We start from the raw sequence: 25,222 nt of genomic DNA on the forward strand, positions 1-25,222 counted from the left end.
GCGAGCGTGGCACTCCGAGTGCCTGCGCGGAGGGAATTCGACAAGACAGGCCACAGCGCACGTTGATTGCAATCTCTGTACGGCTGGGACCAGGTTGTGGGTCTTTGAGATCACGGCTCCCCTCGTTCGTTGCTGCCGCTCTTGCCACGACGGGATCGGGGGATCAATCGCACGCCCGCCTCGGCGGCGCTGCGATCGACCTCCGGGAGAAGGCTGGTGTACGTATCCGAGGCCAGCACGATGGTGGAATGGCGCAGCGTCTCCTTGATCGTGTGGAGGCCGCCGCCGCCCGCATGGACGAGCGCACTTCCGCGGTTCTGCTCAGCGTGCGCAGGGCACAGTCAAACCCCGGCTGGGCGGGCCCGCGACACCTTCCGGAAGGCGTGCATGAACACAACCCGTCTTGCCCCCAGCACGCCGCCTGCACGCCCTGGCCGGAGGCATTTGCGGCGCCTACGTGACCGCCGCTCACGCCGATGCCCTCTTTGAGCAGGTCTGGTCCCTGCTGGGCCTGCATGCGCTGCCCCTACTTCGCCTTCCCGGCGGCCCGCAGCAGGGGCGGGCTGAGTAGCCAGGCGTTTCCTCGACGGTAGAGAGCGGCCGGGCGCCCGGTCGCGGGGAGCCGCTGGTCTCCCGTCGGCTGGACGAATCCCGCCGTGTTGAGCACTTTGCGGCGGAAGTTGCTCGGATCGAGGTGCTCCCCCCAGACGACCTCGTACACCGTGCGGAGTTCGCTCAATGTGAAGGACTCGCCGCAGAAAGCCGTGGCAACGGCGGTGTACTCCAGCTTTCTGCGGATTTGCTCCAGCGCGTCCGTGAGGATGTCCATATGGTCGAACGCCAGGGCGTGTGGGTCGTCGGCCAGTTCTGACACCGGGAACCAGTAGGCATGCCTGGCATCGGTGCCGCCCACGGGAGCGGGGAGGTCCGGCCCCAGCGCGAGGTAGGCGATCGTGACGACGCGGCCCCTGGGGTCGCGCCGGGGATCGCCGTAAGCGCCCAGCTGTTCCAGATGCAGGCGGCTCCCGTCGATACCCGCCTCCTCCCAGAGCTCACGCAGCGCCCCCTCGCGCAACGTCTCGGCCTTCTGCACATACCCGCCCGGCAGCGCGGGATGGCCCAGGTAGGGCTCCACGCCGCGCTCGACCAGGAGGACCATCAGTCGGCCGCCCCTGACAGTGAAGATGGCCAGATCCGCCGTCACCCAAGACGCTTCCACCTCCGTGGAGTCGATGAGCCAGTCATCCACAGGGGAACTCCTTAAAGGTCATATTGACTAAAACGGGGTGGAGTACTTAAGGTCATTACAACCATAACCGGACGGGGGGACGGGCTTGATCACTTCCCACGCGTCGCCAGCCAAGGAAACGCCCGGCGAACCCACCACGGCCACCCGTCACTTATGCGCCGGCGTCTACGTGGACGAGCGGTTCCGTGACCTCGTGGTCGACGAGGTGTGCACCGCTCCTCATCGCCGCGTCGCCCCCTCGTACGGGTTCGACATTGTTCCGGTCATGCACCACGCCTGGCGTGCCGCGGCGCTGAGCGCACTGCTCCGCGTGACCGTCGTGGGGGCGGTGGTCGGCCCGGCTCTCGCGGGCGCCGCACCCGCTGCCACCGTGGTCACCTGCGGTGTCGCCCTCTTGTGGCTGGCGCATCTCGCGAGATTGCTCTGCGGCACGGATCCGGATCGACGATTCGAGCGGAGGACCAGGCGCCGTGTTCCAGGGCAGCAACGAGGGCAGCGGGGACGGAGACAGAGGGGGTGGCGGGGCCTACTCGCGCTGATCTTCACCGAGAGCGATCCGGAGAGGAGGCGCAAGCTCAAGCGCATCGGCTGGGCCGCGCTTGCGGTGGCTTCCACCGCCCTGGTCGTCGCGGCGCTGCACCCGGCCGATGGCGCCGTGGGCCTGCTGTTGCTCGGGGTGATCGTGGTCGTGTGTCTTCTCGTCGGGGCTCTCCGTCAGGTGATGCTGAACCGCATCCTGCGGGCGGGCAGCCTCAGGCCGCGGAAGCTGTCCCGTCGGCAACGGGCTGCGGACGCACAGCAGCAGCACGTCTGTGTCGTGTACCGCCGCCCCCGCCATACCGAGGACGAGGACGACGAGGACGACCTCACCATGTTCACGCTCTTCGGCGACCAGTCACCGTTCGTCGGGGCCGGGGAGTTGGTCTATCAGTGGAACCCTCCGATGAGCATCCAACTGCTGCGCCCTGGCGACGACGAGGCGCCCTTGCACGAGCGAGAGCACCCGGCGCCTCCCTTCCAGGCGCATGAGCTGGTCGATCATCTGCGGGAGGCGGTCGGACAGTTGGCATCGGACAACCTGGACGTCCGACTTCCCGCGCAGGCGCGCGACCGTGTCTACGTGGCGGAAACCGATGTCGCGGCTCATCGTGCTCTTCTGCCCCGGTGGATCGGCGAGCGCGACATGCGGGAAATCATCGACACGCCTGGAGCCAGACAGCACCACTTCCTTGAGGTCACCACGCCCACTGGCGGCGGGGAGTTCGTCGCCACTGTGCTCCTGCACGTCAACGTGCAGGGACGCACTCTGAGCATCTCAACGGCAGCGTGCGTGCTTGCCCACACACCCAGGTCCTTCCAGCGCATCACCGAGTTCGGGCAGCACGGAGCCCCAGCCGTCGTATGGGCCGCATTCCGGGAACTCGCCACGCTGCCGACGGAGATTCCGCGGCTGTGGCGGATCATCCGCTACGTCTACACCCTGGGAAAAGCCGCGCTGCTCCCTCGTGACCTGACGAGGACGCGGATTCGCAACGTGCTGATCGGAACCCGGGTCAGCATCCGGGAGGAGATGTCGCAGGCATGGCCCAAGATCCAGCTGGAGAAGAGCTACATCCTTGGTCAAATGAAGACGATCGAGTGGCGCCTGCTCCGGGCGGCCAGCGACTTCCTGCGCTCCAGAGACGTGGAAATCTCAGAGTTCAACGACCGAGCACTCAAGATCATCAACAGTGGCATCGTCAACATCGGTGACAACAACACCTTCACGAACAACGCGGTAGGCAGCGGAGCTCAAGCCGGGAGCCCGGCGGGCGCGCCGTCCGGTGCGAACGCCCAGAGCAGCGGAGGGGATTCATGAGCGTCAATCGCGGCATCGTCAGCCGTGGCAACAACAACGTCTTCACCAACAACGCCATCGGGGAGCACGCCCAAGTTGCCGCGGGCGCCCCTTCGCACGGGCCCGGCACCCGTCCGGCCGAGAGCGGCGGGGAAGCCGCCCCCGCCCCCTGGGACATCGGAGTGGTCGCGATCCTCAGCGAGGAACTCCGGGCTGTGGTGGACGAGCTGAAGCTGGAACGCCACAGGGTGCCCGATGGCCTCTTCTTCTACCAGGGGCGCTGTGCTACGCCGGACGCCGACATCCGAGTCGTGGCCACCCAGAGCCAGAGCCAGGGACAGCGGTCGGCGATGGCCGCCTTCGAGAATCTGCGCCGCCATTACAGCCCGCGACTGTGGGCCTTGGTCGGTGTCGGCGGAGGAATCCACAAAGGGCATGCCTGTATCGGCAACGTCATCGTCGCGACCGACATCGTCTATTACGAGAATCGCAAGCTCAATCCCGGGGGAGACGTCCGGCGTCGCGGGGAACATCGCCAGGCTCCAGCGCCGGTCGTCCATGGCGTGAACGCCTATTTCGCCGACCGCGGAACCCCAGCGCGGATCAACGGTCAGGCGCTTTCGCATGCGTCGAAGAGTACGAGGTCTATCCCGGAGTCATCGGATCGGGCGAGGCCGTGATCGCCGACCGGGAGAGCGACATCCGCAGCTATCTCAGCACCTACCACGAGAAGGTGCTGGCGGTGGACATGGAGGCCGGCGGGCTGAGTCAGTACTGGCAGGAGAACTCCGTCCACGGCGAGCACAACCCGGGGTGGGTGGTCGTCCGTGGCGTGTCCGACAACGCCGACGAGCACAAGGGCCACGGATACCACGAACTCGCGGCGCGTAACGCGGCGCACGTTCTGGGCCAGCTCCTGCAATACCTGTGCTGAATCCGTGCCGATCGAATCTGCGGGGCCAGGAAACTACGCAAGCAGGGAAGATTTCGGATGACTGCTTTTCTGTTCGGGGTTCTCAGCTCTTTAGCTGCCAGTGTGATCGTTCTCGTTCTCGGCCTGCTGCGCGGCTCGCGGCCACTGTGGTGGCTTGTCGCCCTCGGCTCCCGGTGCACGGGCACCGGCCTCGGCCGTGTGTACCGTCTCCAGTCCGCCGCCGAGCCGGACTTGGCGCGGGACTTGAGCCGGGCCCGCTGGATCAAGGTGCTGGCAGGGCGTGGGAATGTGCTCACACGTGAGGCGTTCTCCCCGGTGTGGTCGGGTGTGCTGCCAATGGATTCCGTGCAGGTCCTCCTCCCCGACCCGCACACCGGGACCGGCTCATGGCTGGAGCGGCGCTCGCGCGACGTAGGAAGGTTCGACGCGGGTTTCACTCCCGCTCTCCTCAGAAGCCAGATCGAGTCGAACATCAGCTATATCTCCCGGGCTGCACGAACTCAGCGCAACTTCGAACTTCGTGGTTTCGATCTGCCACACACCTGCCGAGTGATCGCAACGGACCGGGTCGCCTACCTCACCTTCTACAGCAGCTCCGAGCACGGCAGGAACTCTCCCTGCCTGTACGCACGAGCACCGGGACTTCTGTACGCCGTCGCGCTGCAGCTGTTCGAAGCGGCCTGGACGGGCAGTTCGCCGGTCGCCTCCGCGGCGTAAGTCCTCGCTCACCGGGCTGGACCCGGTTTGCGAGTGTCCGCGCCGGGGTGGCCGCTGTCAGCAGTGCGGCGAGCACGAGTGGGGCGGCTGACTGATGGCCGATTCATACCTCACCTTCGAGGGTGCTGCCCCACCACGCCACCAGCACGCTCCAATCACCGTATTGCTGGGCCGCAGCTCAGAGATCCTCGATGCGTGGGCGGACGTGCCGCGAACCCTCCGGACGACGCGGCAGTGATCACCTTCCGCATGACTCCTGACCTCGTCGGAAGGACCTCGCGGAGACCCGGTACTGCCCGGCATGCTCTGACCAGGACTTTAATCCATTGGTTGTGGGTTCGAGTCCCGCGCGGCCTACCGAGAGGGAGGCGGGTGCACCCCGCTGACCTGCAAGGAAGCGCCCGGACCGTGGTGATCGGTCCGGGCGCTTCGTCGTTTCGGGGTGCTGTGCGTGGGCGATGCGTGAGTGGATGTGCCATCACGACGGCGAACAGGCCGGGAGATTCGCCGGAAGAGCTAGCGGCCGGACGTCAGGAATTGGCGCTATGCGTCGCCGTGTGCCTCGCCCGTCGGCCGCGCACGGGGGATCAGGCGTACGCCTGCCTCGGCAGCGCTGCGATCGACCTCTGGGAGCAGGCTCGTGTACGTATCTGAGGCGAGCAGGATGGTGGAGTGGCGCAGCGTCTCCTTGATCGTGTGGAGGTCGCCGCCGCCCGCATGGACGAGCGTGGCTGCCACGTGGCGGAGATCACGAAAGGTGATCGGGGGAAGGTCGGTGCTCGCGAGGATGCGGCGGAACGCCTCCGACGCTGTTTCGGGGTGAAGGCTGGAGCCGTCCTCGTTGGTGAAGACCTTGCCGGTCTCCTGCCACACGGGGCCCGCAGCTTCGCGCTCGGCCTGCTGCCGTGCTCGGTGTGCGCGGAGGACGGCGACGTTGACGCTGTCGAGCGCGATCGTCGCCGCACTGCCGCCGGTCTTGGGGTCGTCCTCGTACGGGTCCCACCCGTCGACCGTGATGGCCCTGGCCGGTGTGATGGTTCGCGCGTCCAGATCGACGTACTCCCATTCCTGGCCGACACCTTCGCCGCGCCGCAGGCCGCGCGTGCCGCACAGGTGGAAGAGGGCGTAGAGCCGGTCACCTTCGGCCGCGTCGAGGAAGGTGCCGAACTGCTCCGGCGTCCAGACCATGACGGGGGAGGGCTTCTCCCCGGTGGCGCGCCAACGCTCGACCCGTTCGGGGGTCCATAGCAGCGGCTTGGGGCGTTTGCCCGACTGCAATTCCACGTGCGCCGCTGGATTGAAGGTGATGAGCTGCCGGGCGATCGCGGCGTTCAGCGAGGCCCGCAGCGTTCGGCGGATGGCCTGGCGGCTGGCTGGGCCCGTCTGCCTGCGGAACGGGGGCATCTCGGCGAGCTTGGCGCGTTCTCGTGCGATGCGGTCCCGCTCGGCTCGGGCGGGACGGCCCGGCTTCGTCGGCTTGCAGCGGGCCACCTGCTCGCGCCGGGCTTCGTTCTCAGCGGCGATGACCTCGTTGGCGTCCGCGATGGCGTCGAACATCTCCACCAGATGGCCGACGTTGAGGCGGTCCAGGCGTATGTGGCCGATGCGCGGCTTGAGATGGACGCGTATGTGCGAGGCATACCCGTTGTTCGTCGTGTGGCGGGTCCTCTTGGCTGCCAGCCACTCATCGAGCCACTCAGCGACCGTGAGCCGACCCGTCAGGTCCAAGCCGAACCGGAGCCGGTGGCGGGTCGTCTCGATATCGGGGAGCGGCGCCTTCTCGTCCGCGACCCGTTCCAGGAACGCGCCGATGCGGTCCAGCTCTTCGGGTTCGTCCGGTGCGGCCAGGGCAAGGAGCCCACGGATGTGGTCCAGGTCCTTCTGGGCGTCCTTGAGGCTCTCGTAGCCGGCGCGGCTGAACGACCGGCGGGTGCCGTCCGGACGGGGCGGCAGCTCCTGGCGTACGGAGTACGAGCCGTGCTTCCGGTTCGACAGCTTGGGGCACTTCTTCCCAAGCGGCTTGCCGGTCTTGGGGTCGCGGCAGTAGCAGCGGCGGTGGGTGGAGCCCTTCAAGCGCTGTTTCCCTCCTCGGGTTCGGTATCCGGTGGGTCGACGTCGGCGAGTTCGGGCGGTAGGGGCGGGGGAGTGCCGCCGTCCTCGCGGATGAACGCACGCGCTGTGCGTAGCCGGTACTTGGCCAGGACGGCTCTCTCGGCGTAGTCACTCCTGGCTTGCAGAGCGTCTTCACGCTCGGCCGGTTCGGTCGCGGTCTCGGCGTTCCAGCGTTCGCGCTTCTCTCCCTCCAAGGCGGCCAACGCGGCGCGCTGATCGCTTGCGTGGGCGCGGAAGCGTTGGAGCATTTCGTCCTCGGCCCTGAAGCTCCGAGGGCCCTGGCCTGTAAACCAATGCATGGCGTCCCACGTGGGTTCCGGATACTGGAAGGGCAGTCGCTGCACCTCTTCGACGTAGCCGACCGGGTAGAGCAGGCAGATCGGGTAGGTGTTCAGCGCTTCAGCTAGGACCAGGACCTCGACCAGTGGGAGAACGGCGCGGCGGCCGGACTCCATGTTGGCGATGACGTTGCGGGGTATCGGGTAGCCGATCTCTTCGCATTTGTCGGCCAGGTCCTGGGCGCTCATGCGAAGCTCCCTCCTTCGGCGCCTGACCTCGCGCGCCACGGTGGCTTGTACGTGGTCGGCCCACTCCGGGACGTCGTCCTCGTTGCTGCTTCCATCCTCGAAATCGCGTTGTGTCATCGCGACACAGTAGCTCTCGTCAGGGTTGTTCTCACGCCTGGAGGCGGACGTGGTTCCCCTCGTTCGCCGACGGCTCAGAAGCAAGGGAGCTGCTGCATGGATGAGATCGAGGCCAACGGCCGCGTCAAGGGCATGAGCCGGGACGAGCTGCTGGCCCTACCTGCTGCCGTTGACCTGGAGACAGGTAACCGGGCGCTGGGGCTGGGGCGCAGCAAGGGGTACGAGCTGGCCAAGCGCGGCGAGTACCCGTGCCGGGTGCTGCGTCTGGGCAACACCTACCGGGTCGTGACCGCAGACCTACTGAACCTGCTTGGTCTGGCGGCGTGAAGGCAGGCCCGTATAGCCGACGCGTTTGCGTTGAGCTGACACAGAACGGCTGGACTGCTGTCCACCGTGGACGTACTGTCCCTGGTCCCTCGCTGCGGCGCAGACCCCGCAGACGAAGTTGGGCCCCCGGCGGCGCAACGCCGGGAGCCCCTCAACTCCCCTGGACGCCTTGAAGTGACCAACCCGGTGGCAAGGGCGCGCAAGCCCGCAACCGCCAGAAGAGGAGCTGCTGCGTGCAACATGCCACGCCGGACCCTGATTCCGCATCCCGCAAAGCCGTCTGGCCACCGGTCGCGGTGCCCGGCCGGGCCGCTGGCTCCGCCAAGGCGCGCGAGGGCGCGGACGAGGCTGCGAACGCTGATCCAGGAGGGGGCGGCTCCGTTGCCCTCGGCTATCCGGAGCAGGCCGATGTACAAGCGACGACGGCGAATCCGGAGGCGAGCGAGGGCGCTGCGCTGCTGGATGAGCTGCGTGCGGCGATCGCTCGGTATGTGATCCTTCCCAGCAGCGAGGCGCTGACCGCAGCCACGCTCTGGGTGGCGGCCAGCCACCTGCAGCCCGCGCTGCAACACGCTCCGCGTCTTGCTGTGGTCGGCCCCGCGAAGCGGTGCGGCAAGTCCCGCCTGCTGGATGTGATCACGGAGACCGTGCACAAACCGCTGATCACGGTGAACATCAGTCCTGCGGTGGTCTTCCGCGCCATCGGCGACGATCCACCCACCCTGCTGGTGGACGAGGCCGACACCATCTTCGGCAGCATCAAGGCGGCGGAGAAGAATGAGGAACTGCGCGGCCTGCTGAACGCGGGGCATCAGCGCAACCGGCCCGCCCTGCGGATCTCCGGCCCCGAACACAAACCGCAGTCGTTCCCGACCTTCGCCATGGCGGCACTCGCCGGAATCGGGGATCTGCCCGACACCGTCATGGACCGGGCGGTTGTGATCCGGATGCAGCGCCGAAAGGACGGCGAGCGGGTTGAGCAGTTCCGCTCCCGCCGCGACATCCCCGCCCTGCACGCCGTACGCGACCGACTGTCGGCATGGCTGCACCCACAGCTGGATGCGGCAGCGAACCTGGTGCCGGTGATGCCGGTCGCGGACCGAGCAGCGGACACCTGGGAGCCGCTGGTGCTCGTCGCGGAACTCGCGCGGTGCGTGGCCGGAACGGGCCCGAGCGGCGTGTGTGGCGATGTGTGCCGCGGAGGAGGGACAAGACGACGAGTCGAACCTGAAGACCCGGCTGCTTCAGGACATCCGACGCGCGTTTGCCCACTTCGGAGACCCCGATGTGCTGCGCACCCAGGACCTGCTGCAGGTCCTGATCAACGACGTCGAAGCGCCCTGGGCGGAGTACGGCCCCCAGCGGCCTGACCCCGCGCTACCTCGGACTGCTGCTGAAGGACTTCGGCATCAAGTCCGCCAACCACCGTTTCGACAACGGGCGCCAGGCCAAGGGCTTCGCCCGCGCCCGCTTCGCCGATGCCTGGGACCGCTACTGCCCCGAGGAGCCGGCCTCCGAAGGGGAAGCGAGTAGTCCGCCAGTTTCGGACCCGATGCGGTAACGACTCGTCTCACCCGTCGCATCGCAGGTCAGCCGCGCAACGAGTGCCGCGGCCGCAACGGGTCCACCCGTACCTTGCCCCGTATCCGTACCTGCTCTGACCAGGTGTGCGACGGGTGAGACGAGTGCCCATGCCGTTGGTCACTATCGCCGCTGCCCAGCGCCACTGCCCCGCTCAGCTGCCGGGGAGCGGGAGCAGGTATGCATCCTCGCGCCGAGGGACGCCCAGCTCCTTCGGCCACGATCAGGGAGTACCACCCGTATGACCCTCGCCGCCATCCCGGGCACTGCCGCGATCCGTGCCGGCATCGGCCTGCTCGGCGCCATCGGCTTCGCCCTCTCCTACGACGCCTTGCGCCAGATGGCCGCCGCCGTCCACATCCGCGGACCGCTCACCTATGCCTTCCCGCTGGTGATCGATGGGTTCATCGCCATCGGCATCGGCGCCCTGCTCATCCTGCGCGCCGCCGCCCTGCCCGCCCGGCTGTATGTGTGGGCGCTGGTCGGGCTGGCCACCGCGACCAGCATCTGGGCCAACGCCCTCCACGCCGTCCGCCTCAACCAGCCCACCCCACACGGGCCCGGCCTGCACCTGGACAACGCAACGGTCGGCGTCCTCTCGGCCATCCCACCGCTCGCCCTGGCCGGAGCCGTCCATCTCTACCTCCTCGTCCACCGCCACAACCGCCACACCGGCGCGGATGAAGCCGCCGCCACATTCGACCGCCACACCGGCACCACGGGACACCAGCCCGCCCGCTCAGCTCCGGACTCACCAACGCCAGCAGCGCAGGCCGCAGACACTGCGGCGGCAGACGGCCCAACCGACCCGGTGACGCCACGACCGACCGCGAAGGCCAGGTCACAAGGCCGACCTGCGACCGCGTCGATGGAGGAAATCCTGGCCATCGGACGCATGGCACCGCGCGGACGTGGCGGCTGGGTCTCCCGCCGCAACGTCGAGGCGGCGATCCGGGCGGCGGGCCATTCCATCGGCAGGGACCGCCTCACTGAGGCCACCCGTGCCCTCCAGGACGAAGCCGACCGCCACGAGCCCGAACACGCCTACGCAGACGCCTGACCCCCGCGCAAGGCCAGGTGGCGGAACGCCGACCGCCACATCCGCCACCTTCACCGACCCCCCGCACCGCACCCTGACAACCGGCCGGAGACCACTCCATGCACCACCCCGAACCCCAACCCGCCACCGAACACCCAGGGATGACCACCGCCTCAGCCACCGGCAGCGCAGCAAGGTATGCCCTTGGACCGTCCAAGGACCGGCCCCAGGGGGAAGCCTCCGCCCCGGGGGTGGCGGAGGTACTCGGGCACCAGGGGGTGCCCGAGCGGGAAGCGCCCGCCGATGCCGATGACGCTGCCCCTGTCGCGTTGCCGCGTGCCGCCGACGAAGCCGCTCTGCACCGCGTCGCCCGCCGCCGCAAGCGCGAGCCCGTACAGCGCTGCCAACGTGTCGATGTCCGTTGGAGCGTCGACGAGAAGGCCGACATCCTCCGCTTGGCGGACTCTCTGAATGTGGCCGCCGCCCACTACGTCGGTGCCGTCGTCATGGCCCACATCCACGGCGACCTCACCCTGCCCGGCCAGCGCACCCAGCTCGACGACTACATCGACGAACTCAACGCCCTGCGAGCCCAGGTGGCCAGGCTCGGCAACAACCTCAACCAGATCGCCCGCCGCCTCAACTCCGGCGGCGATCCACACCCTGGGGACAGCGCAGCCCTCGACCAAGCACACCGCACCCTGGAGACGGTCCGCGAAGCGGTGGCCGGCATCGATGCCGCCGCCCACCGCGCGGCCACCGGACATCTGACCGGGCGGGTGACCGACCGTTGATCGCGAAGATCACCTCCGGCCGCAGCACCCGCCACCTGATCACCTACCTCTACGGCCCAGGACGGGCCAACGAGCACATCGACCCCCACCTGGTCGCCTCCTGGGACGGCTTCGCCCCCGACCCCGGACGAGACCCCGACGCACGCGCCGCCAAGCAGCAGCTCACCCAGGCTCTCGACCTGCGGGTGAACCAGGCCCGGCAGCAGGGCCGCGACACCAAACAGCACGTGTGGCACTGCTCGCTGCGCGCCGCCCCCGAAGACCGGCCCCTCAGCGACGAGGAATGGGCCGCCATCGCCCGCCGCGTCGTCCACGCGACCGGCATCGCACCCGAAGGTGATCCGGACGGCTGCCGCTGGGTCGCGGTGCGTCACGCCGGTGATCACATCCACATCGCCGCCACCACCGTGCGGGGCGACCTGCGCAACGAGAAACACTGGAACGACTTCCTCACGGCCGACCGCGAACTGGAGGCCGTCGAGAAGGATTACGGGCTCCACCGCATCGTGCGCGGCGACCGCACCGCCGCCAAGCGGCCCACCCGCGCCGAGCAGGAGAAGGCCCGCCGCACCGGACGGCAGCAGACCGCACGCGAGCAGCTGCGCACCACCGTCCGTACCGCTGTGGCCGCCGCCTCCAGCCCCGAGGAATTCGTCTCCCTACTCGATGCCAACGACGATGTGCTGGTGGAGGTGCAGCACTTCCCCTCCGGCGACATCCGCGGCTACAAGGTCGCCCTCGCCTCGGACACCAACGGAGCCGGTGAGCCGGTGTGGTTCTCCGGCTCCAGGCTCGCACCGGACCTGTCCTACCCCAAGATTCACGAACGCCTGACCACCACCGACACCCCCGCACCCCACCGCCAGGCCAACCCCTGGCACCAGGCCACCGCCGCAGCCGAACGTATCCCCCACCGCCTCGACCAAGGCGACAACGCCGCCTCTCAGGCCCACCTGGCCGCCCTCGGTGAAACGCTCGACGCCCTCACCCTGGTCGCACCCAAGGATCTCCGTTCCGGCCTGCACCAGTCGGCAACCACGTTCGAGCGCGCCACCTGCTCCCGTATCCGCCCCGACCACGACAAGACCCGCGCCCTGCGCAGCGCCATGCGCGCAATCCTGCGCCAGCCCACACCCAAGGACGGGGCCGCGCTCGCGATACTGCTGGACGCAGCGCTCCTCGCCGTCATCGCCGCCGCCCGCTGGCACGAAAAACGCCACCACCAACAGCAGGCCATCGCCGCACGACAAGCCGCAGTACCTCTCCGTGACGTCTATGAGCAAGCCGCAACAGCGCCCCTGACCGCGCTCGCCGAACGCAAGCCTCCGCACGCCACAGCAGCCCGCCACTCGGACCTCGTACGACAGACCCTCCCCCAGCACACGGACCGGATCATCAACAGCCCCGCCTGGGAGGCTCTAATCACCGCGCTCACCGACGCGCAGACCGCCGGCCACGACCCATCCCGCCTCCTCCAGCAAGCCGCCGACGAACGCACCCTGGACGACGCGCACTCCCCCGCCAAGGTCCTGGTCTGGCGCATCCACCGCATGAGCCAACGCCCCGCACCCAGCCCCCGCGCACGAGCCGCCCAAGCCCGCAGCACAGCGGCTCCACGTCGTGTCACACGCTCGGAGACAACACCTTCGACCACTCTCCCTGCCACGGCACCTGCCCGCCGGCGACATCGATAGCGGCCAGCGTGCGGAGAGGCTGGAGGGCGGTGTCTTTCGGCCAGATCTACGGAGGCTGTCGCGAAGTCGCGGGCTGGGCAGACGGCTTCTCGTCGCAGTGACATGCTGGAGTGACGCAGGCGAGAAGGGACATCGACTCATGCGGTGGACAGTGCATGGTGAGCGCCAGATTTACAGCAACCCGTGGGTCAACCTGTGGCTCGTGGACGTCCAGCAGCCCGACGGCCGACGCTGGGAACACCACGTGGTCAAGATGCGGCACCTGGCGGTGGCGGCCGTGGTGGACGAGCAGAAGCGGGTGCTGATGCTGTGGCGCCACCGCTTCATCACGGACACCTGGGGCTGGGAACTGCCCATGGGACTGATCGAGGCGGACGAGACCCCGGAGCAGGCTGCCGCCCGCGAGGTGGAAGAGGAGACCGGCTGGCGGGTCGACGGCATGAAACCGTTGGTGTACGCGCAGCCCGCGAACGGGATCACCGACTCCGAGCACTACGTCTTCCGTGCCGACGGCGCCACCTACGCCGGTCCTCCGACCGAGCTGAATGAGACCGACCGCATCGAGTGGGTACCGATCTCGGAGATCCGCGGCATGATCGACCGCCGCGAGGTCGTCAGCAGCGGCAGCCTCGTCGGGCTGCTGTACCTGCTCCTGGACGAGGCGACCGGCGTCATCGGCTAGCCCAGAATGTCGCGCATCTTCTGCTCGAACGTGATCACCGGCGCCTCCCGCGCGTACGGAGCCAGGCGCCGGTGGAACTCCCGCACATGCCCGGCCACCCGGGGTGAGTCGAGGGACGCGGTCAAGTCGAGCGCCATGCCAGCGCTCTCGCACGCGGCGTCCAGGTTGCCCTGCTGGAGCTGGGCGGTGGCCAGCCAGAAGGCGTGGAAGGCCCGGCCGCGCTGTTGCGCGCCGGACTCCCGGCGCAGCCCTTCGGCGATGAGGGGTTCGGCTCGTGCTGATTCTCCGAGGCGCGCGAGAGCGATACCGGTGTCGACGATCAGCTTGCTCTCATCGAAGTAGCGAACCCACGTCGGGGCTTCGGCTTCGCGGCCCCGGGCGAGTTCGTAGGCGTCGCGGGAGCGGTCGATGGCTTGGCGGCATGCCATCGAGTCGCGCAGTGCGGCCTGCGCGAACGCCTCCCGCATGTGGAGCATCGACATCACCAGTGGCTGGTCGCCTGCCGCGCGGGCGGAGTCCTGGGCTTTGCAGGCCAGGGCGACGGCGTCGGTGGGGTTGCCGTCGTAGGTTGCCTGGAGGCTCATGCACGACAGCACGTTGGCCATGAACAGGTAGTCGTCCTGGCCGCGCGAGAGGCGCAGCGCCTGCGTGAAGTGGGTGCGGGCGGTGCTGTACTGGCGGGCGTCGAAGTACGCCCAACCCGCCAGCCGGGCCAGCTCGGCGGCCAGCGACTGCAGATCGCGACGCAGGGCCCCGTCAGCGCCCCTCATCAACTGCGAGACGTAGCGCAGGTGCCCGACGACTGCCGGTCGTAGTGAGGCGCCTCCGTGTTCGTCGTCTCTGCGCCAGTAGTCCTCGACCGAGGACTGGAGGGCGACGAGCGTGGACCTGGTGACCTTGCCGTCGGCGAGCGTGAGCAGGTCGTCTATGCCACTCGGTTCCGTGGATTCTTGCGTCGCACCGCCTTCTGCGGGAGGCGTGAGCGCGCGTCCAGGTGCCTGCTCGGCCACGGCCGGTCCGGCGGGGATTTCCCAGGGCCGGTGTGCCAGTCCGAGCATGGCTCCCGGGATGCGCAAGCCGTCCGCGACGCGCTCGATCACGTCGATGTGGGCCAGGCTTCTGCGCCCGGACATGATCTCCCCGACCCGGCTGGGCGTCATCCCGCACAGCGCGGCGATCCGCGAGGGATAGACCCCCGCCTTCTTCTTGGCGAACTGGAAGACCTGGGAGAAGTCGCGTTCCCGACAGACACGTTGGAACTCAGGGCTCGCCACTAACTCGGGCGGAAGTCCCGGATAGGGCTGCGGTGCGGACACGTGCGCTCCCCCGGCCGTCTCGGCAGCGGCGTACTGGGCGGGTGGTCAGCCGCCACAGATATTACCCACGTTGGGTAATCACTGTGGCCTGATCCCGTGATGGGGTCCCGCGGTGCAGTAGTCCCCCAGCTACCCGCGACGAGGGGACGCGATGCACGCGATGGCCACGCACAACCAACGAACCAGCCAGACATGGCACATGCAGTTTGCCTCGACTGCCAGGTGCGTCTCGCTTGTCCGCACCCAGGTGGAGCGAGTACTCCGCGAATGGGGATACGCCTCCAGCGGCATCGACACCGCCGTCCTGGTGGCGAGCGAACTGGCGACGAACGCCGTGGTGCACGGCCACCTCCCCGGCCACCTATTCGAGGTCGGAGTGGTCTCGGCGGACGACATCTGCCTCATCGTGGTTTCCGACAGCAGCCCACGCCCGCCCCAAGCGCTGGAGGCTGGCGCCGACGACGAGAGTGGTCGCGGTCTCCAGCTCGTGAGGGCCGTGGCCCTGCGCACCGGACAACGGCCGCACCGCCCTCTCGGCAAGACGGTGTGGGCAACGGTGCACATGGCGAAGCAGCAAAGCCGTACGGCGTCGTCGGCATCCCTCCATGCCACCGGCCGGGGCGCCGAAGCCGGCGAAGGGCGGGTGTCGTGATGCGCGTCATCGGCCGCTACGCCGGCCTCATCTTCATCATCGGCATCAGCGCTTCCTGCGGCCTCGTGGTCGGCCTCGCAGTCGCCACGGCGCCCTCCCCCTGAACCGGTCCGTCCCGGGTGTGTTCGCCCGCGCCCGGCGGGACGGTTCCCCGTGCCCACCCGGGACGGATCCCCCACCCGCCCGGCCGTCTTTGAGTCGAGCTCGGCGGCCGGGCGGGACTCAACAGCGCTACCACCCCACTCACCAGCCCCTTCCCCGCGTTCGCAGGCCGCCTGCGCAGCGCCGACAACTTCCGCGAAAGGCAGCCCGACCTACAAGAAAGGTCTCCTCGTGATCCCGCACCCCGCCTTAACCGACGTCGACAGCACAGTCCCGGTCGTGGTGACCACCGACCGGTCGCTCCGCGTCAAGGTCATCGACTCGTGCGGCATGACCTGCACCTTCTGCCACAACGAGGGCACCCCCGTGAGCGCGGACAACCGCACCCACCAGATCGGAGCCTTCATCCCCGACGGACCGTCGGGCCGCGTCTCCATCTACGCGGCCACCAACGGCTCCCGCTTCCTGAGCGCGCCCGTCTTCCCCGACGAAGCCTTCCGCCACGCACTGACCCAGCTACGCGAGGCCCTCGACTTCAACGAAGTCCACCTGACAGGAGGCGAGCCGACCCTCCACCCGCGGCTGCCGCAGCTCATCGCCACGGCGAAAGAATGCGGCTACGAGGTGAGCGTCACCTCCAACGGAGAGAACGGCCACCGCGTCCTGGCCGACTGCGCCCGCGCGGGCCTGGACCACGTCAACTTCTCCATCTTCGGCACCACCCCAGAAGAGCTCGCCCAGGTCCAACACAGCCGCTACCGCAAGCCCGCCCTCGCACAACGCAAGATCGACGCCCTCAACGAGTCGATCCGACTCGCCATGGAAGTCAGCATCGGCACACGCGCCAACGTAGTCCTGCCGAACCGCAGCCACGTTCCCCGCGTCCACCGCCTGCTCAACAAGTACTCCGACAGCCTCTCCGTACGCGTGCTCTCCTCCCTCGCCGACGGCAAAGAGTCGCTCCAGGCCATCGACCTCCTGCTGACCGACCTCAAAGCCGACCTGGAAGAGGTACGTCTGATCGCCGGCACCTCCGGCTTTCGCATGGCCTACCGCCTGCCGAGTGGCCGAGAGCTGATCGTCAAGCACATCCGCCCACTACGGTTGCCGGACGCCTGCACCGACTGCCGCTTCAACAACCCCACAGACTGCGAAGAGGGCTACTACGGCGTACGCCTCTACCGCGACACAACAGGCGAATTTCACGTCGGAGTGTGCATACAGCGCATGGACCTCTGCCTCCCCGTGGAAGAGTTCGTCGTGGGCAAGGCATGCGCCGAGGTCGCCCACCTGCGCGAGACCGACTTCCACAACCTGACCGCGTAAACACCACTCCCAGGAGCCCCCCAGCGATGCCCCAGAACGAATATGAGGCCAAGTTCCTCAATATCGACACCGACGCCGTCCGCGACCAGCTCCGCACCGCCGGCGCCCAGCTCGTCTTCGACAAGACCATGTTCACCCGGCTGATCTTCGAGAACGACGCCGTCCAGGGCGAACAGTGGCTCCGCCTCCGCGACGAGGGCGGCAAGACCACCCTCACCCTCAAGCAGGTCAGCGACGCCACCACCATCAACGGCACCACCGAGATCGAGATCGAGGTCGACGACCTCGACAAGACCGCCGAACTCCTCAAGGCCACCGGCCTCCGCCAAGTCCGGTACCAGCAGAACTACCGCGAGGAGTGGCAGCTCGGCGACATCAAGTATGACCTCGACACCTGGCCCGACCTGCCCACCTTCATCGAGATCGAAGGCCCCTCCGAAGACGCCGTCCGCAAAGCCGTCGCCGAGCTCGGCTTCGACTACGAACAAGCCCGCTACGGCAGCATCGACCTCATCTACAAGAGCGAACTGGGCCGGGACATCCTCGCTCAGCCGACCCTTCTCTTCGAGGAGCGCACAGTGACCGGTTCGTAAGCCGCCGACTTGGTCGCGCGTACGCCGCTCCTTCAAGGGGCCCTGACCTCTGCACGCCCCAGCGACGAAGCGGACGAGGTCAGGGCGCCGACTGCGGAGGAGCAGTTGGGGGCGCCTGCTCTGCTGGCTGATCCAACTGCTGCTGCCGACGACGCTGTTCGTTGCGGAGATCCTCAACGCGCTGCGTGAACAACTTCAGGGCTTCCTGCTCTTGGTCATGTTCGAGGTCTCCATAGGGGCCAATTCCGAGAGTGACCGCAGTAGCTTCCTTTTCAATGTCGTCCGCAGTCCGCTGAAGAAAATAGCTACGCTCTCGATATTTGTAGTACCCAGCAAAAGCTGCTGCGAGTGCGATAGCGGAGCTGATGGCAGTGAGGGAAACGCTTTGCCAGGTCAATTGCTTGCCGATATCAAACGCAGCAATCGTTGTTGTTCCAACAGATCCGATCATGATGAGTGACTGCAAGCTGTTGTGCACCCGTCGATACTTCCGACTGTCAGCCTGATATTGCTCAACGATCCCAGCGACATCTTCGCGGTAGAGGCGACGCCTCTCCGTTAATGACGGGCGTTCGTGCGCGTTGAGCCTACGCAGCGACTCGCGTAGTTCTTCCGTCTTCATTTCCAGCGCAGCTCTACCCTCAAGGCCACGATCGTTAACGATCACACTCACAGCTACGCACGCAAAAAGCACAGCGCCGGGGATCGCGACACTTGTCGCCGAGTCTGGAGCCAGGGTCACCCAGACAGCACCCGCCAGAAGGTCCACCACTGCGATCGCCAGCGCGATGCTCCGCGTTCGATTGATCACAAGCCGACGCGCAAGTCGCGCCTCAGTCAACCGAGTCTCATTGCGCGTGTCGAACAGCAGGCGGCGGGTCGATCCCTCCAAGCGGCTAGGGGCATCGTCGTCCGAGCTGCGAACCATCGAACAGATCCTCCACAGTCACCGGGCCAAGGCTCGTTGAAAGCCTTACACCAAGCACGTACAGCGGGGCCGACACTTGCCTCAATTGTTGCGGCTGCTCTTGCTCCCCTCGGCGTGGTCGACGGCAAGGGGCACCGGCGGTTTTCCGGTCGCGCGCTCGTACTGCGGCGTGCGACTGGGGCATCGCAAACCTGTAGGTCCGAAGGGACACCAAGGGCCCGTGCTGGACTACGCGTTCTTGGTCGCCTTACGCCGAGCTTGTGCTCGATCCGGCACACGGTGCCTGCCGGGCATCAAGCGTCGACTACAGCACCTGGATGACCCACTATGGCCTGTCTCCCCAATCGCCAGCACGCACAGTGTCGGCCAACTACCGTCGGCCATATGCACCCTTCCGACCTGCCTGTCCCTCCTGCCATTGCTGCTCGGCCTCATGACCCGCGCGGCTACCCCATCCCGGCGATCACTCCATGGGAAGGAGGCAGACCTCAATTCGCCTCGTTGAGCGCGAGGCGTGTGTACCTTTGTGTGACGCAACGCAGATGCACCGTCTGTGGTCTGGAGATACCTCCTGGCCCGGTGTGGCGGGTTGTGGATACCGAAGAAACCGAGATGTTGGCGGAAGTGCTCTCACACGGGGTCGGCCACAAGTTCCTCAACAAGGCGCCAACCGAGGAGGGCCCTGGCCACCGTGCGTGCATGATCTACAGCGCGATGGTCTGCCCTTTTCTCGGAGGTCCCGAAGCCCGCCGCGGACAAGGCACCAACACCTACGGCGAAGAGATACCGCGTGGCGAAGCCCGGGGGCACAAGGGAGGCGTCGCCGCTTACGACTCTTGCGAGTTCCGGGAGACGGCAGTCGGTCCCGGCTGCGTGTACGGCCACCCCCTCGAACTACTTGAATACGAACGGGGGGAGGACCTGCTGGGCGCATTGGAGGAAGCCGTGATCGACGACACGGCCGCTCTGACAGGCACGTGTCCTTCATGGCTACTGGACGATGAGACAGCGGTAGAGGCGGCGTTTCTCCGCGCGATGCGCACGCCGGAGGAGACCGCAAGGATCAAGGCCGAGCGACGAATGACGGAAGCGCGGCGCAAACGGCAGAAGCAAGCCAAGGCATCTCGCCGTCGTAACCGCTGATGCCAACGCGGGTTGGGAACGCGATGGAGGCTTTGCCAGCCTGACCAGATCTTCTAGGAGCGCCCGCAGCCGAACTAGTCACGCAGGGTACCGTCGCCGGTCGGTCGCTGTCACTGCTCCCCCTTACCCTCAACTACACATATCCGATAACTGGCGAGAGGCTGCCCGACATGACCACCGACGACGGTATGTCCCCTGAAGTGCAGCGCATGCTTCAAGAAGCGCAGGCCATGATGACTGACGAGGTCATGGAGGAGACCTTGCGCAGCAAGGCCGGCGTGGACCCCAGCGATCTTGCTACGTTGCTGGACCTTGTGTCGATCGGCATCGCCAACGGTGCTTGGCGGAACAGCTGCGTTGAAGACTGGCACGCCGAAGGCCGACTGTCGGACGGCGACATGATGCGTGTCAACAGCTACACAACTGATGCCATACGTCGACGGCTGATGGGTTGGTGCATCGAGTGCGGGATCACTTCGGCAGACAGCGGCTCACTGGTGGGTGCCCATGCGGAAAGCGTCGACGTCCTGGCCGGTCGTCTCTTCCGTTGGCTGACGAATGCTGAGCGAAAGCTCCCCACCGGAATGAGCCTCGGAGAATTGGCCCGTTCCAAGGAAGCCTTCGAAGAGTACGAGGACCACGCGGGTCGGGCCCTCAGCGGCTTTACCGGACAGATGGACACCACCAGCGTCAGGTTTGGCCTGCTGCGCACCGCCTGCCACGGTGCCCTCGCCTGCTCCCAGTGGTGGGCCCATCCCACATGGCCCGACCGCGTCGAACGCTTCATTCGCGTCCTTGACGATGCGACCGACCCGCATTGGGGGCCCAACGGAGAGCGGAGGGAGAAACTGGGAGCCGAGCCGCCCTCCGTGCAGGACCGCGACATGCTGCATACCACCCTGCTGGAAGGCCCGTGGAAACTCGACCCCACGGCCGCCGAGTGGATCGTGGATGCCGGGATCGGCTACCTGACCCCCGAAACAGAGCTGCCGACGAGACCGGATCCGATTAAGGGTCGGCAGTAGCCAGGGAGCTAGGGGTGTTCAGAGGGCCCCTCCCGCGCAAGGTTCGGGGGCAAGCAACTGAAGTCACGACAGCCACGAACGGTGCGTGCGACCACCTCCATCGCACGGGGCGGTCCCTGGGATGCTTCTGGCTGGACCCCGCTCGAAAGCGCAGTGTTGAAGCCGACCTCACACCGTCTCGCGCCATAGCTGATCACGGGCAGCCCACTCTCCTTGGTCTCAGTTTTAGTCTCATTCACTACCATCCAGCGCCGCCCGAAACTCCCGCCACCGCACCGCAGGCCAGGACGCCTCCGTCCATCGACGGACTCCAGACGAACATTTGGAAAGCATGTCGAGGGCAGCCCCTCACGAGTTCGAATCTCGTATCCTCCGCCCAGCTCTCACCAGGCTGAACGTGGGCCCCATCGCTTAGGCGGTGAAGCCTACGTAGTTGGTGTTTGCAGTTGCAGTTGCCGCCTCAGCTTCAGAAGCAGGTGTCCTTCCGAACCTGATGCACGGGTTCCCAGTCAGGTGTGGTGTCGGCGTTGTCGAGGCAGGGGCATCCTTCCGCGTCTGCGGACGACACCACGGTGACGGATGCCGTCGATACGGACAGTGCTGGAGAGCCGCGAGCGGGTTGCTGCGGTGGCAGTTGATCAACGGTCGAACAGGTTCAAGGCAGTAGGGGCTCTTGTGGACACAAAAGAGAAACTGAACCATCGGGCTTTCGGCGGGCCCCCAATCGACCAGGTGGCCCGGGTAGGCGTCGTCTGCCCACAGGGACGACAGCTTGCGGAAGTGGTGTGCAGGCGGCGATGGCCCGGCACTCCTCTGCCAGCCAGCGACCTTGCGCTGGCATAGTCTCATTGGAGGACCAGTCCGATGTCTTATCGATACTTCCGCGTGGACGGGTTCGGTTCCGTGAAGGAAGAGGCTGATGCAGACAGCGAGACAGGGCGCAGTTGGCGGGGCGAGCAATGAGGCGGGAGCCAACCACCGCGCCGGCGTAGCGGCATTGATCGCTACCTACGGGTTGCTGGGGGAGCAAGTGCCCTGGTTGCACTCAGACGCGCCTCCAGCCTTACTCCGCATGGAAGCTGACTTGCACGTTGATGACGTCGTCGTAGATCTCTATGACGGCACTCGCGCCTTCATACAAGCCAAACTGACAGCGCGCAACAAGGCATTCGAGGACACCGTTGACCAGTGGTGCCGTTCTGTCACCTCTGGCGAATGCCGACCGGGTGACGAGCTGCTCTTCGTCGTCGCCCAGCCCACCAAAGTCTTTTTGGACCTAGCTGACGCCTTGGCAGTCCGCCGCAGAGGCGCCTCCCTAACTGCTTCGGCGACCAAACACATCGACCGGGTATGCAAACTGGCTGTCGGCCACGGTCTGGACGGTCGGGCCAGGGAGCGGCTGCTGCACGCGGCCGCGATCCGTGCCTTGGACGCCCGCGACAACGGCCCGGACGAGGCGCTAGGGAGCGCATGTCTGAACGCGGCCGTCGTAGCGGCGGGACATGGGCGGGCCGCCTTTATTGCTCTGCGCGAGGCCGCGCATACGCAGGCCGAGCAGCGCACTACATCGGACCTGGCCATCTGGCGCAGCTGGCTCACCAGAGGGCATCTTCCCCTCATCGCCGACGTCTCAGGCACCGCAGCGGCCCGGCTAGAGGCACTCGAGAGGGTCGTCCGCCGTTACCGCGAGGAGTGGTCACGCAAACAGGACACAATTCCCCTCGCTGATCTCGGGTTGGGCCTGACCTCGATGACGGTGCCAGGCATGGCGAAGGACCTGCACGCGTCCCCGCCGGGCCAGAAACACGGACGCGACCAATTGGTCGACGCAGTTCGCCGCCAGGGACGCCTCTTCGTGGTGGGCAGCCCTGGAACAGGCAAGACCATAGCCTCCCGAGCCATCGCTGCGCGTTGGGCAGCAAACGACCGTGCACCGATCCCGGTGTGGCTGCGCCTACGCGACTTGATGCCCCGGCTGTCAGCTGTCGGCCCCTACCGGATCGAAGCCGACGACCTCGTCCGGGCTGCTGTGGGGGATACGCAGCCGCTGCTGACCGAGGCGCTACTGGCATACATCGCGCGGGGCAATGCTCTACTCGTGCTCGACGCGCTCGATGAGACTCTTGAGCGCCGGGATGCAGTAGTCGAGGCGGTGGCCGACCTTCTCAGCCGGTTGCCTGCGGAAATCGACGTGTTGGTCACCTCCCGGCATTCCTGCATCAAGTCAGCAGCCCTGCTGCATCTGCCAGTCTACGAGTTGCAGACTCCTTGGAAGCTGTCTGACACCCTTGACCAGCTCTTGGAGGCTGTGGCCGAGCAGCTTGGGGGTGAAGCAAACAAGGACGAGTGGAAAGCAGAACACAGGGCGCGCATCGCGCACTCCCGTTCCGCCGAGCCCGACCTGTGGCGCGTGCCTTTGCTAGCCACCTTGATGGTGCTGCTCACCACTCAGCGGTCGGCGCACTCAGCTCCCTCGGGAAGAGCTGCCCTCCTCGAAGAAGTGATCGACAGCAGCGTTCGTCTGTGGGAGATGCGTCGCGCCGTGCCTGCCGTACCAGACACTGCCCCCGCACTGACGGCCGACATCCTCGTCGATTGCTTCGACGACATCGCCCGCTTGGTGGCTGTGCATGGCAGTACCTCATGGCATCAGGCACACAGCGCGGTCAATACCCGTCTGCAGCACCATTGGGGCAAGCCCGCTGGCACGGCCGCCGCAGCCGCACGTCACATCCTGGAGTACTGGGACGCCACTGCGGGTGTATTCATTTCCGATGCGCCTCACGGCACTCTCACGGCCCGTACCCGCCTGTTCGCTGAAATCGGCGAGGCCCGCTGGGCGATAAGGGACCCGTCTGCCCTCACAGCGTGGATGAACGAAGCAGCCACCCGACGTCCAGAGTCCGCACGGCTCGCTGCCAGCCTTTCGCCCGATGCCGCGGGTGCCCTTATCGCCCGTGCCATCGACTCCGGCGGCCAACTCCTGGAGCTGGTCCACGCCGCCGTTCAGGACGGGGTCGGCTTCGATGAGGCGCTCCTGCATGCCTACCGTCAAGCCCAGCTGGATCGCCTGGCGACCGTCCCAGACCGCTATCCGCCGGCCCCGCCCCACGTCATCGACCTCGATGCGAAGCGCTCCCCCCGCGCCGAGCTCATCGTCCTCCTCGCGAGCGAGAATCTCGACATGGCACAGGCGGACCAGCTGATACGCGCCGCAGCCGCAATGAGTCACCGTCTGGAAGCTGTCGTGGTCGCATTGCGCGTGCACCAGCAGGCCCTCCGACGGGGCAGAGATCTGACGGACAGGGAACTCGACGTGGTTCAGGGCGCTCTCGAAGCGCTCGTAAGCGTCAGCACTGAGGAAATAGAAGACCCTGCCTACTTCCATGGTAGTGACGCTCTCGTACGTGCCGCCGTTATCCACCTTCTGCCACGAAAGCCGGAGCTGGCCTCCGCTCTGGCGAATGTCACCTCCCACATTTCCCTGAACACTCTGGAGTGGCTTGAGACGGAGCTGCCACGATTGGGCCACGCCGCCACCCTTAAGAGCATCCGTGAGTCCAGCGGATCAGAGGTTCTGGCCCGGCTGGCGAGGTCCTTCAAAGACATCTCAGCGCTTTTCGAACTAATGACGGAACTCGACGACTCGGCCGTTGCGCTCACTCCTGGGCAGGCATGGCACCTGGAAGAGGCAGCGACCTTCGTCGACGACCTCGGCATCGGGGACTTCGCCGCGATGACTCCTCCAGCAGCGGCACGCCAGCAGCCGGACCTGACCCGGAGCATCCTCCGTATCGCCCTCAAAGCCTGCGGCTATAACGGAGCCCTAATCAGCGCCCAACTGCGCAGTCTCAAAAAGGAGAACCCAGGTAGAGCTGACTGGGGACTGCTCTACCTGCCCAGCACCCGCACCTTCGCGGGACAGCCCGCCAGCGTCACGGTCGACGACGATCTACTCCTCGACGTCCTGCAGCACGGCAATGCCTGGCTCGTCACGCTGACGCTGGCTCTGGCAGGCGACTCCCCATCCCCCGACAGCCGCCTCGCCGAACACCTGACACCACGACTACCCGCCCTCAACGCGCGGACCCGTATGCAGGCAGCCAGATTTCTTACCCATCACTGGCCAGATGTCGCCCTACCCGGCGATGACGGCGCCATCCGAGCCGGAGCAGCCAGCGCTCGTGCAGCCGCCCACGCTGACGGTGGTCGCCACCGCGACGCACTGCCCCTGCTCACCGACCCGGACCTCCTCGTCCGGGCACAGGCGGCTCACCGCCTATCCGACATCGCACCGCGCGACCTGCCCCAACTTGAGCAGGCCCTTGCAACGGCAGCGCAGCAGTGGACCTGCCTGGGCTGCGGGACTACCGTCTCCGCCGACGCCAGAACCTGCGGTTGCAAACATGCTCGACCGAAACCGCGCTTTCCTGACCAGCCGTGAGGAGTGGTTGCCCTGAGGTTCACGCGGTTGTTGTGATCTAACAGGACCTTCGAGTGAGTTGGCGGTCATCCGAGCTTCCAGGG

The 25,222-nt window shown here is 66.8% G+C and carries 20 protein-coding genes and 2 pseudogenes; 16 read left to right on the forward strand and 6 right to left on the reverse strand.

Annotated elements, in window-relative coordinates; genetic code table 11:
* Positions 1 to 110: 110 nt before the first annotated feature.
* Positions 111 to 308: pseudogene (locus tag JW613_RS35590) on the reverse strand (site-specific integrase); the annotation flags it as partial.
* 218 nt (positions 309 to 526) lie between these two features.
* Positions 527 to 1,249: an NUDIX hydrolase gene (locus tag JW613_RS05280; RefSeq protein WP_209209504.1), complete on the reverse strand. Its 723-nt coding sequence runs from the start codon at positions 1,247 to 1,249 to the stop codon at positions 527 to 529.
* A gap of 85 nt (positions 1,250 to 1,334) precedes the next feature.
* Here JW613_RS05280 and JW613_RS05285 point away from each other — a divergent pair, with 85 nt between their 5' ends.
* The 4 genes from JW613_RS05285 to JW613_RS05295 are packed head-to-tail and all read left to right on the forward strand — an operon-like array spanning position 1,335 to position 4,737.
* Positions 1,335 to 3,107: an AbeC-like domain-containing protein gene (locus JW613_RS05285; protein WP_245225020.1), complete on the forward strand. Its 1,773-nt coding sequence runs from the start codon at positions 1,335 to 1,337 to the stop codon at positions 3,105 to 3,107.
* Positions 3,104 to 3,766, forward strand: coding sequence for a phosphorylase family protein (locus tag JW613_RS05290; RefSeq protein ID WP_245225021.1), 663 nt, complete (start codon positions 3,104 to 3,106; stop codon positions 3,764 to 3,766). The genes JW613_RS05285 and JW613_RS05290 overlap by 4 nt, the downstream gene beginning before the upstream one ends.
* The gene (locus JW613_RS35595) at positions 3,763 to 4,020 is read left to right on the forward strand and encodes a nucleoside phosphorylase-I family protein (protein ID WP_245225022.1); all 258 of its coding nucleotides are present in this window, start codon (positions 3,763 to 3,765) and stop codon (positions 4,018 to 4,020) included. Before JW613_RS05290 ends, JW613_RS35595 begins: the two co-directional genes overlap by 4 nt.
* Positions 4,021 to 4,077: 57 nt before the next feature.
* Entirely contained in the window at positions 4,078 to 4,737 is a 660-nt protein-coding gene (locus JW613_RS05295) for a hypothetical protein (RefSeq protein ID WP_209209505.1), read from the forward strand.
* Positions 4,738 to 5,280: 543 nt separating this feature from the next.
* Here JW613_RS05295 and JW613_RS05300 read toward each other — a convergent pair.
* Positions 5,281 to 6,810: a site-specific integrase gene (locus tag JW613_RS05300; RefSeq protein WP_209209506.1), complete on the reverse strand. Its 1,530-nt coding sequence runs from the start codon at positions 6,808 to 6,810 to the stop codon at positions 5,281 to 5,283.
* Positions 6,807 to 7,493, reverse strand: a complete 687-nt coding sequence (locus JW613_RS05305) for a transcriptional regulator (RefSeq protein ID WP_209209507.1) — start codon at positions 7,491 to 7,493, stop codon at positions 6,807 to 6,809. The genes JW613_RS05300 and JW613_RS05305 overlap by 4 nt, the downstream gene beginning before the upstream one ends.
* 96 nt (positions 7,494 to 7,589) lie before the next feature.
* On the opposite strand from JW613_RS05305, the gene JW613_RS05310 reads away from it, so the two are divergent.
* The 6 genes and pseudogenes from JW613_RS05310 (at position 7,590) to JW613_RS05335 (ending at position 13,610) form a co-directional block, all read left to right on the forward strand.
* Positions 7,590 to 7,820, forward strand: a complete 231-nt coding sequence (locus tag JW613_RS05310; protein ID WP_245225023.1) for a hypothetical protein — start codon at positions 7,590 to 7,592, stop codon at positions 7,818 to 7,820.
* A gap of 455 nt (positions 7,821 to 8,275) precedes the next feature.
* Positions 8,276 to 9,381, forward strand: a pseudogene (locus JW613_RS05315) (DUF3631 domain-containing protein).
* Between the two features lie 261 nt (positions 9,382 to 9,642).
* Positions 9,643 to 10,461, forward strand: a complete 819-nt coding sequence (locus JW613_RS05320) for a DUF2637 domain-containing protein (protein WP_209209508.1) — start codon at positions 9,643 to 9,645, stop codon at positions 10,459 to 10,461.
* A gap of 230 nt (positions 10,462 to 10,691) precedes the next feature.
* Positions 10,692 to 11,234 carry a plasmid mobilization relaxosome protein MobC gene (gene mobC, locus JW613_RS05325; RefSeq protein WP_307865792.1) on the forward strand — a complete coding sequence of 181 codons (543 nt, stop codon included), beginning with the start codon at positions 10,692 to 10,694 and terminating at the stop codon, positions 11,232 to 11,234.
* The gene (locus JW613_RS05330) at positions 11,231 to 12,928 is read left to right on the forward strand and encodes a relaxase/mobilization nuclease domain-containing protein (RefSeq protein WP_209209510.1); all 1,698 of its coding nucleotides are present in this window, start codon (positions 11,231 to 11,233) and stop codon (positions 12,926 to 12,928) included. Before mobC ends, JW613_RS05330 begins: the two co-directional genes overlap by 4 nt.
* Positions 12,929 to 13,067: 139 nt before the next feature.
* The gene (locus JW613_RS05335; RefSeq protein ID WP_209209511.1) at positions 13,068 to 13,610 is read left to right on the forward strand and encodes an NUDIX hydrolase; all 543 of its coding nucleotides are present in this window, start codon (positions 13,068 to 13,070) and stop codon (positions 13,608 to 13,610) included.
* On the opposite strand, the gene JW613_RS05340 is transcribed toward JW613_RS05335, so the two are convergent.
* Positions 13,607 to 14,926, reverse strand: coding sequence for an NsdA family TPR-like regulatory protein (locus JW613_RS05340; RefSeq protein WP_209209512.1), 1,320 nt, complete (start codon positions 14,924 to 14,926; stop codon positions 13,607 to 13,609). The two genes, JW613_RS05335 and JW613_RS05340, sit on opposite strands and share 4 nt — an antisense overlap.
* Before the next feature lie 151 nt (positions 14,927 to 15,077).
* Here JW613_RS05340 and JW613_RS05345 point away from each other — a divergent pair, with 151 nt between their 5' ends.
* The 3 genes from JW613_RS05345 (at position 15,078) to JW613_RS05355 (ending at position 17,599) form a co-directional block, all read left to right on the forward strand.
* Complete coding sequence (locus JW613_RS05345; protein ID WP_245225026.1) at positions 15,078 to 15,578, forward strand: ATP-binding protein; 501 nt, start codon at positions 15,078 to 15,080, stop codon at positions 15,576 to 15,578.
* A 381-nt stretch (positions 15,579 to 15,959) separates the two neighbouring features.
* Positions 15,960 to 17,006, forward strand: a complete 1,047-nt coding sequence (locus tag JW613_RS05350) for a radical SAM protein (protein ID WP_307865793.1) — start codon at positions 15,960 to 15,962, stop codon at positions 17,004 to 17,006.
* Between the two features lie 26 nt (positions 17,007 to 17,032).
* On the forward strand, positions 17,033 to 17,599 hold the full coding sequence (locus JW613_RS05355) for a class IV adenylate cyclase (protein ID WP_209209514.1): 567 nt from the start codon (positions 17,033 to 17,035) through the stop codon (positions 17,597 to 17,599).
* Between the two features lie 79 nt (positions 17,600 to 17,678).
* On the opposite strand, the gene JW613_RS35600 is transcribed toward JW613_RS05355, so the two are convergent.
* Positions 17,679 to 18,527 (reverse strand): DUF4231 domain-containing protein, encoded by an 849-nt coding sequence (locus tag JW613_RS35600; protein WP_245225027.1) that lies wholly within the window; start codon positions 18,525 to 18,527, stop codon positions 17,679 to 17,681.
* Between the two features lie 699 nt (positions 18,528 to 19,226).
* Here JW613_RS35600 and JW613_RS05365 point away from each other — a divergent pair.
* The 3 genes from JW613_RS05365 (at position 19,227) to JW613_RS05375 (ending at position 25,139) form a co-directional block, all read left to right on the forward strand.
* Entirely contained in the window at positions 19,227 to 19,670 is a 444-nt protein-coding gene (locus JW613_RS05365) for a hypothetical protein (RefSeq protein ID WP_209209515.1), read from the forward strand.
* A gap of 170 nt (positions 19,671 to 19,840) precedes the next feature.
* A complete protein-coding gene (locus JW613_RS05370; protein ID WP_209209516.1) occupies positions 19,841 to 20,695 on the forward strand; it encodes a hypothetical protein in 855 nt (284 codons plus the stop codon).
* Between the two features lie 1,072 nt (positions 20,696 to 21,767).
* Entirely contained in the window at positions 21,768 to 25,139 is a 3,372-nt protein-coding gene (locus tag JW613_RS05375; RefSeq protein ID WP_209209517.1) for an NACHT domain-containing protein, read from the forward strand.
* The last annotated feature ends 83 nt before the right edge of the window (positions 25,140 to 25,222 follow it).

It is taken from the genome of Streptomyces smyrnaeus (assembly GCF_017676345.1).
GTDB lineage: Bacteria > Actinomycetota > Actinomycetes > Streptomycetales > Streptomycetaceae > Streptomyces > Streptomyces smyrnaeus.